This is a genomic window from Leucobacter sp. BZR 635 (assembly GCF_048061935.2).
In the GTDB taxonomy this organism is placed as follows: domain Bacteria; phylum Actinomycetota; class Actinomycetes; order Actinomycetales; family Microbacteriaceae; genus Leucobacter.
In genome coordinates this window covers 62885-73722 of the sequence record NZ_JBLUNZ020000065.1, presented here as the reverse complement: position 1 = coordinate 73722, position 10838 = coordinate 62885, and the positions used below count along the sequence as shown (strand labels likewise).

Annotated in this window: 12 protein-coding genes; 2 read left to right on the top strand and 10 right to left on the bottom strand. The window is 66.0% G+C overall.

The features are described from left to right. Positions 1–164 precede the first annotated feature (164 nt). The 6 genes from ACI1US_RS12925 to ACI1US_RS12900 form a co-directional block, all read right to left on the bottom strand. Positions 165–1088, bottom strand: a complete 924-nt coding sequence (locus ACI1US_RS12925) for a homocysteine S-methyltransferase family protein (RefSeq protein WP_461640838.1) — start codon at positions 1086–1088, stop codon at positions 165–167. Between the two features lie 68 nt (positions 1089–1156). Beyond that, positions 1157–1942 carry a phosphotransferase gene (locus ACI1US_RS12920; protein ID WP_461640837.1) on the bottom strand — a complete coding sequence of 262 codons (786 nt, stop codon included), beginning with the start codon at positions 1940–1942 and terminating at the stop codon, positions 1157–1159. 126 nt (positions 1943–2068) lie between these two features. Beyond that, on the bottom strand, positions 2069–2818 hold the full coding sequence (locus ACI1US_RS12915; protein WP_461640836.1) for a GTP pyrophosphokinase: 750 nt from the start codon (positions 2816–2818) through the stop codon (positions 2069–2071). Between the two features lie 64 nt (positions 2819–2882). Next, positions 2883–3308 (bottom strand): DUF1801 domain-containing protein, encoded by a 426-nt coding sequence (locus tag ACI1US_RS12910; RefSeq protein WP_461640835.1) that lies wholly within the window; start codon positions 3306–3308, stop codon positions 2883–2885. Next, entirely contained in the window at positions 3308–3517 is a 210-nt protein-coding gene (locus ACI1US_RS12905) for a DUF4287 domain-containing protein (RefSeq protein ID WP_461640834.1), read from the bottom strand. The genes ACI1US_RS12910 and ACI1US_RS12905 overlap by 1 nt, the downstream gene beginning before the upstream one ends. A gap of 165 nt (positions 3518–3682) precedes the next feature. Next, entirely contained in the window at positions 3683–4105 is a 423-nt protein-coding gene (locus ACI1US_RS12900) for a VOC family protein (protein WP_461640833.1), read from the bottom strand. Positions 4106–4272: 167 nt separating this feature from the next. On the opposite strand from ACI1US_RS12900, the gene ACI1US_RS12895 reads away from it, so the two are divergent. After that, positions 4273–5409, top strand: coding sequence for a hypothetical protein (locus ACI1US_RS12895; protein WP_461640832.1), 1137 nt, complete (start codon positions 4273–4275; stop codon positions 5407–5409). Between the two features lie 120 nt (positions 5410–5529). Here ACI1US_RS12895 and ACI1US_RS12890 read toward each other — a convergent pair whose 3' ends face one another. Next, positions 5530–5928: a zinc ribbon domain-containing protein YjdM gene (locus tag ACI1US_RS12890; RefSeq protein ID WP_461640831.1), complete on the bottom strand. Its 399-nt coding sequence runs from the start codon at positions 5926–5928 to the stop codon at positions 5530–5532. Between the two features lie 377 nt (positions 5929–6305). Between ACI1US_RS12890 and ACI1US_RS12885 the strand changes: the two genes are divergently transcribed. Then, positions 6306–7052 (top strand): hypothetical protein, encoded by a 747-nt coding sequence (locus ACI1US_RS12885; RefSeq protein WP_461640830.1) that lies wholly within the window; start codon positions 6306–6308, stop codon positions 7050–7052. On the opposite strand, the gene ACI1US_RS12880 is transcribed toward ACI1US_RS12885, so the two are convergent. The 3 genes from ACI1US_RS12880 to ychF form a co-directional block, all read right to left on the bottom strand. Next, entirely contained in the window at positions 7049–8398 is a 1350-nt protein-coding gene (locus ACI1US_RS12880; protein ID WP_461640829.1) for a hypothetical protein, read from the bottom strand. The two genes, ACI1US_RS12885 and ACI1US_RS12880, sit on opposite strands and share 4 nt — an antisense overlap. Before the next feature lie 216 nt (positions 8399–8614). Beyond that, complete coding sequence (locus ACI1US_RS12875) at positions 8615–9115, bottom strand: nucleotidyltransferase domain-containing protein (RefSeq protein ID WP_461640828.1); 501 nt, start codon at positions 9113–9115, stop codon at positions 8615–8617. 584 nt (positions 9116–9699) lie between these two features. Further along, a complete protein-coding gene (ychF, locus tag ACI1US_RS12870) occupies positions 9700–10773 on the bottom strand; it encodes a redox-regulated ATPase YchF (protein WP_416550255.1) in 1074 nt (357 codons plus the stop codon). Positions 10774–10838: the final 65 nt, after the last annotated feature.

Below are 10838 nucleotides of genomic sequence, written 5' to 3'. Positions count from 1 at the left end.
GCCTGAATTCCCAGATCCGCTGGCAAACAGTGGCCGAACTATGCGTGGCCTAGGCCCCTCCGGGAGCCAGGGCGCGAGCGCGCCGCGAGCCAGTCCGCAAGCCAGCTGGGGGCCCGCCGCGTGCGCCGTCGCAGACCGCCCACAACCGCGCCACAAGCCCCCAGCTACCCCCGGCGCGCTCGCGTAAGCACCGCCGAAATGTGCGGGGCATCGGTGCCGCAGCAGCCACCAAGCACCTTCGCCGTGGGCGCGAGCGCAGACAGTTCATGCACAGCCCGAGCGAACTCCTCCGGCCCGTCACCCGCACCTTCCTCACCTTCGCGGGCAACGTTGAGCCGGAACCCAATCAGGCGAGCCGTCTCGGGGGCCGCCGGGGCGATCCCCCGCGCGACCTCCTCAGGGTGTGCGCAGTTCACCGCGAACCCGAGCGCCGCCCCCGCGGTCGCTGTGTCAACGGCTCGGATCGCGTCTGCGATGCTCGACCCATCGGCCAGCAGCCCGCGCGCGTCAACCGTGAACGATACGACGGCCGGCACGCGAGCGCCGACTGCGGCGCGGACCACGCCGATCCCCTCCGCCGCATCGAGCGTCGTTACCGCGCTGACCCGGTCAGCTCCGGCCTCCGCAAGGGCGCGCACCTGGGGTCCGTGATACTCCTCGGAGTCCGCAGCGCTCATTCGCTCCGCCGCGACGAACTCGTCAAATCTCGGCCCGACGACACCGTTCACTTCGATGCGCGCGTCCGGCGCGAGCCCGAGCGCACAGTCACGCACGAGCGCGACCGCATCGGCGTTGAGGGATGCGAGCCGGCCCGGCTGTTCCCCACCACCGTCGACGAGCGCGATCCACTCGGGATTCGCCCGCCACGTTGGAGTGTCGAGCAACAGGGGAACGTCAGCCGCGGCGGCGAACTCGATGTACGGCCGGTAGTACTCGCGGAGCGCAGCGCGTCCCTGAACCGTGCCGAGCAGCACGAAGGCCGCGAACTCAGGCAGGTGCTGCCCGAGCCGTGACTCGAGCGCGGTTTCGATGCCGCCGTCGCCGAGCGTGAGCTGCTCCGAGGCGTGAGTTGGCCAGGTCTTCGTCATATTCGCGCACTCCTGTGTTCCGCTGACATGTGGCTGGCCCGGCCGCCCAGCTGGGCTCTGTGTGAAGCCTACTGCTCCGTCGTGGCGGTGCGCACGAGTTCGCGAAGCTGCTCGCGGCGCGCAGTAAAGTCCGTGACCCGCGCCTCGTGGCGAGCCATGATGCCCGAGTCGCGCAGCGCAAGGGTTCCGGCGTCGCCGCGCGCGATGCCAGCCTGCCACCTGGCGGCAATCAGCCCCATGCGGTGAGTGACCGCGTCGAGCAGCTGCGAGCCGTCGACCCCGCCGTACGCGGCGGCCGCGAGCCGAATGCGGCGGGCCGCGTCAGCGGCGGGGATCTCCCGCAGGAGCGGTACGCCGCTCCACACCAGAAACGCGAGGTCATCGATGGGGAGCCCGGGGCCCGCGCGATCCCAGTCGATCATGCCGGCAAACTCGCCGTCGACGACGACCCAGTTGTAAAGCCCCGGGTCGTTGTGGCAGATGATCTCGCCGCCCGCTCGGTCGAGCGGCTGATGTCCCTGCCGCCAGAGGTCGCTCGTCGGCTCGAAGTCTGCGACGGCGTCGTGGAATCGGCGGAGCCAGCGAGCGGCCGCGGCGAGCGCGGCATCGCTCGGCTGCGTCGTTTCTGGATCGAGCGTGTCACCTGGCAGGTAGCTCAGCACCTCGCGTGATTCGGCATCGATCCCGTAGACCTCGGGGATCTGCTCGAGCCCGCGCTCCCGCAGAAACGCGAGTAGCTCGTGCACGGCGGGCGTCCAGGGGCCGGTGGGTCGGTGTACGCGCGTCTCGCCGTGTGAGTCGCGGATTCGCCAGACGCCGCCGGATCCGCCGGGGAGGTGTTCGCTGTGTTCCACGCTTCGAGCCTAGGGGGTTTTAGGCGGGCTGCGCCGCCTGGATGAGGCTCAGGTGCGGCACGCTGATGCTGGGGCCGGCCTCAGGCGATCCCCAGTGACCTCAGGCGATCCCCCGCTGCCCCGCGCCTACACGCGCCGGATGCGCTCGCGCACCTCGCGGATCTCCTGCAGGTTGATCGGCGAGGTCGGCGGCGGCTCACCGTGCATCTGCACGTGGAGCGACTGCATGCGCGTATCGAGCTCGGCGGCCGAGTCGGCGGCCTGCTTGAGCTCGGCCATCATCTCCTCGGGCACCTGCCGCTGATACTTGTAATAGATCTTGTGCTCGAGGCTCGCCCAGAAGTCCATCGCGATGGTGCGGAACTGCACCTCGACAGGCACGTCGACGCGGCCGCTCGAGAGATAGACGGGAACAGAGAGGATCGCGTGCAGGCTCTTGTAGCCGTTCGCTTTCGGGTGCTCGATGTAGTCCTCAACCTCGAGCACGGTGATGTCGTCCTGCTGCGTGAGGAGTCCGAACAACCGGTAGACGTCGCGGATGAACGCGCAGGTCACCCGCACCCCCGCAATGTCTTGGATCTCGCGGCGGATCGCCCCAACCTCCGGGCTCACCCCACGCCGCTCGACCTTGGAGAGCAGACTCTCTGCGCTTTTCACTCGGCTCGACACGTGCTCGATCGGGTTGTATTCGTGCATATGCACGAATTCTTCGCGGAGGATCGCGAGCTTCGTCTCGATCTCTTGCATCGCGAATCGGTACTCGAGCATGAAGCGTTGGAGCTCACCGCCGAGGGAACGAAGTTCACTCGGCGAAATGGTGATCTCGTCGCCTATAACGGGAAGAGGAGCTCGCGGAATCGGTGCGGTGTTGCTCATATTGCGAGGCTAACCCTCGGCAATTTGAAACCCCTGTGACTTTCGGCGTTTCGCGATACTCACCCTAGGGCGCGTTCCCGCCCCGGGTGTCTGCGAGGGATCGTTCGAGCAACTCCCGCAGCGCGCCGCGGTCCACCTTACTCAGTCGCGTAATGTACAGGCACACTTTGCTCGCCCGGTGCGGGCCGAGCTGTTCGATGAGGTCGGGCCAGCGCTCGGCGAAGTTCTCGGGAAGATATAGCGTGTGGCGCTGCGGCCCGGTCGCGAAGGCGAGCACGGGGGCGCGGCCGCCGTGACCGCTGTCGTAGCGGTACTCGTACTCGCCAAAGCCGATGATGCGGCCAGCCCACACCACCGGGGCTTCGCCGCTCACCTCCCGGTGCAGCGCGAGCAGTTCGTCAGCCTCGGCGCGGCGCGGGCCGGTGACCTTGTCGAACACCTCCGCCACGGGCATCGCGGACGGCGACATTGCGGGTGCTACCTGCGACATCAGGCACCGCCATGCTCTGCGCGGAACACGTGTACGACGGCGTTGGCGTGGCCGTGCCCCATCCCGAGCGTCTTCAGCACCGCGACCTGTGCCATGTGCGGTTCGCCGGCGTGCGGACGAAGCAGCTCGAACCACTCCTCGATGCTCTTGCCGTATTTCGCCTCGATCGAAGGGAAGTATGACTTCGGGCCTGTGACTTTCTCTACCACCGCGCCTCCTCGGTCTGAACTCTGTGGGAGTTAGAAAGTAGCACGCCGCCTGAGCGCCTGGTGCTGCGCGACTGCCCTGGTGCCCCTGCCCGTGGTTCGAGCTGCCCGAGGTCAGAGCTGCCCGAGGCCCTGGGCTCCGCCCCTTCCACGGCGCGAGCGGGTCGGTTAGGCGACGGCGCAGGAAAACGCCCACATCACGCCGTAGCGATCGAACACCTGGCCGTACCAGTCGCCCCACGGGGCCTGTTCAAATGGCATTCCGATGGAGCCGCCCGCGGCGCTCAAGCGATCGATGTAGAGCTGCGCCTCTTCGGGGGTGTCGGTCGTGTACAGCAGCGAGTAGGCAGTGCCACGGACCGGGTATTCGTTGCTCTGATCCATCACGTCGCCGCCCGTGATCACGCCGGCTGGCAGGGTGAGCGAGGCGTGTGCGACCGCGTTCGCTGGGGGATCAAACGGGAGATTCTTCAGCTGCGCTTCACCGTAGCGGATGATCTCAAGGTCGCCCCCGAACACCTCCTGCCAGTGCTCCATGGCCTCGGCGGTCGTGCCGGGGAGGGCGATATAGGTGGCAAGCATGTGCGCCATGAGGATTCCTTCGACGATGACGGGAGTGCTCTCAGTATCGCCCGGAACGCGCTCATGCTCAGCCCGGCTGCGCCCTATCTCCAGCGAATTGCCAGCCCGCGCCGCGGGAGCAATGCGTTCGTTCGCCCGGAGCGGGCGCGGTCTGGGTACTATCGCTGAAGAGCACTATGACCACACAGCCAGAACTCACTCCCCAGGATCCTGCGTCGCCCGTCGGCGGTACCCAGGCCATGTCCGACAGCTGGGGAGCATCGGTGGCGCTATTCGCAGCCGGATCCCTGCTCTGGCCACTCGTGTTCTTCCTCGCGTTCTTCGCTCGCTCGGCGATGCTCGCGGCCGAGAGTTCGAGCACGCCCCACTACGGCGGTGCTTGGCGGGAGATCATTGAAGTCGTCGCGATCTCGGGCAACTACGTCGGCTGGGTGGCGCCCTCCATGCTCGCGCTCCTCGTGGGCCTCGGGTTCCTTGTCACGCCCACTGGCGACGTTGACAGCCAGTCTGTGCTCAGGCCGCTGCCGTTTGTTGCCGCACTGATCGGCGGCTTCATGCTCGCCTGGACCGTGCTCTCAGTCGTGGTGCTCTCGACGCACGGGCCTACCGCGACGAGTGATAGCGGGCAGCAGCTCTGGGGCCTCCTGTTCATCACACCGGTGTCGATCGTGCTCGCGCTCGTGCTCGGCAGGCTCGATTTCAGACCCGTTGCCAGGCGCGCGGAGCTCCTCATCACGGCGATCAAGCGGCTCGAACGCGAGCACACACGTCTTGCAGACGCGAGGCTCTTCTACGGCGACGACAGCATCACCGAGCACTCGAAGCGTTCCCCCTGGCTGCGCCCCCTCATTGTTCACGGCGCGGTTGCGCTCGCGGTGTTCATTGCCTTCTGGCTGTTCCATGGCGAGCCCGTGTCTGCCGCGCTGCTCGAGGCCGTGTACCTGTTCGCGCTCGGGGCGCTGATGTTCTTCGTGGTGTCGATCATTCAGCGCGAGCTCATCGACGCCAGGCTGGCGAAGCTCGCCGGCCACGAGGTCCGCAGCAAGCTCGAGGTCACTGGCAGTGTGATCCTCGCGGTCGCCGTCGGCGGTCTGCTCATCTACAATCTGTGGTTTGTGTTTTCGGGGATCAGGCCGATCATTGTGCCGATCCTCTACGCGGTGATCTTCGTCGCCGCCGTGTGGATCGCGAACCCGATGACGCTGCGTCACTCGGCATGGCCTGCTCAGGTGCTGCGGGAGCGGGAGCGCTCCTTGGCCCGCATGCGGGGCAAGCTCGCGCAGCTCACGGCGGCGACTGCGCCTGTGGTCTAGGCGATCCACCCGCGGCCCCGCGGCCCCGCTACCCCGCGACTCCTGGTCAGTCTGCGCCACGATGGCCGCTGGCGCACCGGGGACGATGGCGAGAACTGACCAGGAGTTGCGGATCGCGGCCTACGCCCGCTTGACGACGCTCGACTTCAGCTGCATCTTGCCGAAGCCTGGCACCTTCGCGTCGATGTCGTGTCCGCCCGCGCCCCCGGGGACCAGCCTGATGCCAGTGACCTTGGTGCCGACCTTGATCGTGCCGCCGCCACCGCCCGACACCTTCACGGTTTTCACGAGCGTGACGGTGTCGCCGTCGCTGAGCACATTCCCATTGGCGTCGCGGATGCCCGGTTCGTCGCCTCCCGAGGAGTCAGCATCGGCGTCGCCGCTGCCGTCGCCCGGTGCCCACTCGTGGCCACACATGGGGCAGGCAAGCAGCGCACCCGATTCGTACGAGAATTCACTCCCACACTCTGGGCAGGGTGGTGTCGCGGTCTCTTCCGCGGCGGTCGGCTCTGCAGACATGTGTGCTCCGTTCGTGAACCTGACTCAACTCTCACTCCAGCCTAGGCCAGGGTCTGCGGGCGTCCGCTGCGGGTGCGGGGTGCCGGTGTGGGGTTTTGCGGTTCCGGAGGTTCCTGGGCTGGGCGAGAGTTGTCCAGGGTTGTCCAGAATCACTTGGAACCGAAGGTTTCGGGTGCCAATCTCGGCCCGTCCTGAAAGGATCAGCATGACGGCTGAGGCCGCCACCGAGTCGGCCTCAAGCATTCAATCAGCGCCCAGTCGTGTTGCGCTTGATTGAACCAACAGGGATCGCCCTGCCACGGACGCGCCCCACCAAGGACGCGCCTCACCACGGACGCGCCTCACCACGGACGCAGAGAAGCCACGAGGAACCACACATGATGCAGCAGCAGCATCCGCTCGAGCCCCCAATCAACAGTGTTTCCGCCGAGGCCCTGGATGAGCTGCGCGAGACTCGTCTCGACCTCACCGAACGGCTGCTTTGTCGGCTTCCCGCGGGCACCCGGCACGCTGAGGCGGCACGGGTCCACAGCTTCGTCCAGACACTTCTCGCGCACCTCGGCGACGAGTCACGGGCGTCGGATACAGACCTCACCGCGAACGCGGTAGACAGCCTCGCGTACGGATCTCGCTGGGAGGCGTGTGACGGCAAGCTCCACGCAGATGTGATCTTTGTACACGGGAGCGGGATCCACCGCCCCGCCACGGACGATGCAGCCGCGATCGACGCGCTCAGCGACGAGCTCTCCCCCGGACGGCTCGGTGGCGGCTACCTTACGGCTCTCTATAAGGGAGTTCCCGACAGCTCACAAGGAGAGCTCGCCGCGCTCCTCGGCAGCGACCACCCGGGCCTGCTGCTCGATGTCATGCTCGAGCTGCTCCACGAGGAGATCGCTGTGCTCCGCGGGCCGATCCGTCCGGTGATTGCCTGCCTCGGCGAGGGCGTAGATGCCTCGGTCCGACCGCACTTCGAGCCGCTGGGCTACCGGGTCGTCCATATTCCGCAGGCGGGTGATGGGGCTTCGCCCATCGCCGCTGCCGAGCGTGCGAGCGCACGCGAGCTCTTCACCGCTGCCCTCTCGCACACGCGCGCGCACAGCGGTGCCGAGATCGGGGTCGGCTAGGAGGTCTGGGCCTCGCTAGCACCGACGGAACGCTGCTGGGGCGCTGCGCGATCCAGACCGCTCTCTGCGCTGGCCCCAGCGCCCCCGCCAGCGCCCGCACTCGCTGGCTGCGTGCCTCGCGGGGTGCGCGGCCCCTGTAACTGCAGCACGAGGGGAATGTGCGTGACCGAAATCCCGAACCTGCGGTGCAAGAACGGCAGCATCGCCAGGGCGGTGTAGGTTGCGAGCAGCTTGTCGAGCAGCGAGGTCACGATGTTCACCGTGAACACGGAGAGCAAGAGCGGCACGCCAACGGCGAGGAGCTGGTCCGTCACGTTTGTCTGGCCGAGGCCGTAACTACCGCCGTGTTTAAGCACGAGCACGGGCGTAGCCACGAGTGAACAGCTCACCGCGACGATCACGCCGAGCGTGAAAAACCTGCCGAAGGTGTCGCCCATATGAAAACGCCGCACGCCGTAGCCCCACACGAGCGCTCCGGTGATGCCGACGAGCGCGAACAGGAAGTCGTGATCCTCGTGCACTACTGCCGCAACATTCGTCGTCACCGCCACAAACGCCCCAAACCACGGGCCGAGCGCGGTCGCGGCGATCGCGGTGCCGGCCATGTCGAGGTAAAGCGGCAGGCCGAGTACACGAACGAGGACATCGCCCACCGCGTTCATGGCCAGACAGATCAGCAAGATGAGGATCATGGCACCCGTGCGCGGCCGCGCATCGGGGAGTCCGAGGAGGATCGGCCCCGAGTCAACCGCGACGGCGGCAGGCAGCGAAGGATCGGCCGTTGTCATGTGTTCGTCGGCTGGCCTCGCCGCAGGCGGTGCGGCTGGCGGTGCCGGAAGCGGTGCCGCAGGCGCGTAGGTCGTCGCAAGCGAGGCGGCTGCGGCTGGCGCGTGTGGTGCGGTTCGTGCGTGAGGCTCCGTGGACGGGTGGGGCGCGGTCAGCGTGCCGGCACCGGTGCGTGCGGCCGGAGTGCCATGTGTGGGCAGGGGATCGCGCCCGGTCGCGGTCTCAGCCGCGGCCTCCTGCGTCGGCGGCGTTCGCTGCGCGGTGCGGCATCGCTCAACCCAGTCGTCGGCAGCGGCCTCGTCTGCTCCGAGGGCAAGCACGATCTCGCGGATAAGCTCCGTGTCGAGCCGCGCCCTGCCCTCGCTGAAGGCGTTGTAGACCGTCGACCGAGGGGGCGCCGCGGCGGCCTCGTGCACCCCGCGGCTGAGTCGCTGCTCGGAGATCCTCCGCACGATCTCGGCGAACGAGACGGGGCCGGCTTGCTCGCGCAGCGCACGCAGCTCAGCAGCGATCTCGTCGAACGACTCAGTCCGCCTGACCCCGCTCGTACCTGTCCCCATCGTCCACCAGCTCTCGTCCCTGAAGGCCTCCCCTTGACCTCACACTAGCGAATCTGCGGAGGAGCCGGCATCACCCTCGAAGATTGTGCGCTCGGGAGGGGTTGCGGGCTTCAGCGGCGACAGGCCGGCACGGCGTTCACGCCCTCACAGCGATGCGCGATCGACTGATCCTAGAAGCTCGACGGCTTACTGGCCGCGATCCCCTTTTGATTGCTTTCATAGGGCTGCAGCGCAGATCGCGTCGGCGGCCGCATTGCTCGCGTGAACATACAACGTCTCAGCAGCGGCAGATATCGAACCTTCGTCGGCGAGCGGTCTGGCTTCGTCGGCAACCTGCAGAAACTGCTGGGCTTTCGAGAGCCGGTCTGCGCGTACGGCTGCGCCAGCGGCGTCAGTCCTCACGTTGGCAGCTCGCGGAGCCGTCCAATGGCTCGCCCACCCATGATTCCTTCGACGCAGCCACGTTGGGTCTCCATAGACATCGATTCCGTCACGGAGAATTGAATCGAAGATCCTCGCTGGCAGCACTTCGCTCGCGAGATACACCAGTGGTCGTACGTCGTTCCCCACCCAGAGCTCAGTTCTCGCAGCGAGGTCGTTAATACGCTCGTTTACGGCTTCCTGCTCAAGCCCGTCTGCCAGCACGAAGAGACGGTCGATGTCACTCGACTCATCCATGTTGTTGCGGGCAGCGGAGCCAAAGAGCTTCACACGCATTGGCTTAAGCCGCTATCCCTCGATCTCTCGATCTCTCGATCTCTCGATCTCTCGATCTCTCGAGCGAGTCGGTGGAGCAGTTCTTGTTTCGCGTTGGCGATCTGCAGAATCGGTTCAATCAATAATCGATCGCGGTTCAATGCGGACGCAGAGCCTCTGCCGACCGTTCACTCGAGGAAGGTTCAGTGCGTGACCACATGAGAAACGGCATCCCTCATTCCCATCGCGGAGCCAGTCTCGGGGCGTAGCGAAAACATCTGAGCAACGCTCGAGTAGTGGTCAGTACGGGCCAGTCAGCCTAGTACTTGTGAATCAATACCGGTCGTGCTCAGGGTTGCGAACGGCTTCTGTAGACGCATGCTGCCTCGATTCATCGTGACACTCATCCCATTACACACAAACGTACAGTTCTACAGAAAAATGTACGAGATCACAGAAAAACGTAGAGCATCGAGATTAGCCACGCGACCACGCGGGCCGAGTTAACACCCCAACTGAGGCTCACCGCTAACAGAGCTGGGCCCCTCACTCGCCAACAACGGCGAAATAAGGGGCCCAGACTGCGTCTCTCGACTGCATGGATCCTAGACGTTAAAGCGCCACTCGCACACGTCGCCGTCCTGCATGACGTACTCCTTGCCCTCCATGCGGGCCTTGCCCTTCGCGCGGGCCTCAGCGACCGAGCCGGTCTCGACGAGGTCTTCGAACGAGATGATCTCGCCCTTGATGAAGCCCTTCTCGAAGTCGCCGTGGATGACGCCTGCGGCCTGCGGGGCGGTTGCGCCCTTCGGGATCGTCCAGGCGCGTGCCTCCTTCGGGCCAGCGGTGAGGTAGGTCTGCAGTCCGAGCGTCTCGAAGCCGATGCGGGCGAGCTGGTCGAGACCGCTCTCCTCCTGGCCGATCGAGGCGAGGAGCTCTGCGGCGTCCTCGTCATCGAGCTCCATGAGCTCGCTCTCGATCTTGGCGTCGAGGAAGATCGCCTTTGCCGGTGCCACGAGCGCTGCGAGCTCGTCGAGCTTCGCCTTGTCCTGCAGCACTGTCTCGTCGACGTTAAACACGTAGAGGAAAGGCTTTGCGGTGAGCAGGCCAAGCTCGCGGATAGGTTCAAGATCGATCTCGCTGAGCGAAAGCAGCTTGCCCTCGTTCAGAACGGCAAGCGCCGCCTTGGCGGTGTCCACAACCGATGCATCGATCTTCTTCGACTTCAGCTCTTTTTCGTAACGCACGAGAGCCTTGTCAATGGTCTGCAGGTCAGCGATGATCAACTCAGTGTTGATCGTCTCCATGTCGCTTTCCGGGTTCACCTTGCCGTCGACGTGGATCACGTCGGGGTCGGCGAAGCCGCGCACGACCTGCGCGATTGCGTCGGCCTCGCGGATGTTCGCGAGGAACTGGTTACCGAGGCCTTCGCCCTCGCTCGCACCGCGAACGATGCCGGCGATGTCGACGAAGCTCACCGGGGCGGGGAGGATCCGCTCGCTGCCGAAGATCTCGGCGAGCTTGTCGAGACGGGGGTCGGGCAGGTTGACGACGCCAACGTTCGGCTCAATCGTCGCGAACGGGTAGTTCGCCGCGAGAGCGTCGTTGTGCGTAAGCGCGTTGAAGAGGGTCGACTTGCCAACATTGGGCAGTCCCACGATTCCGATAGTTAGAGCCACGGGGGTTAAGTCTACCCGTGCGCGGGGCGCGGCGGTCGCAGGATCGATGTCGGCGGGGTGTGCGA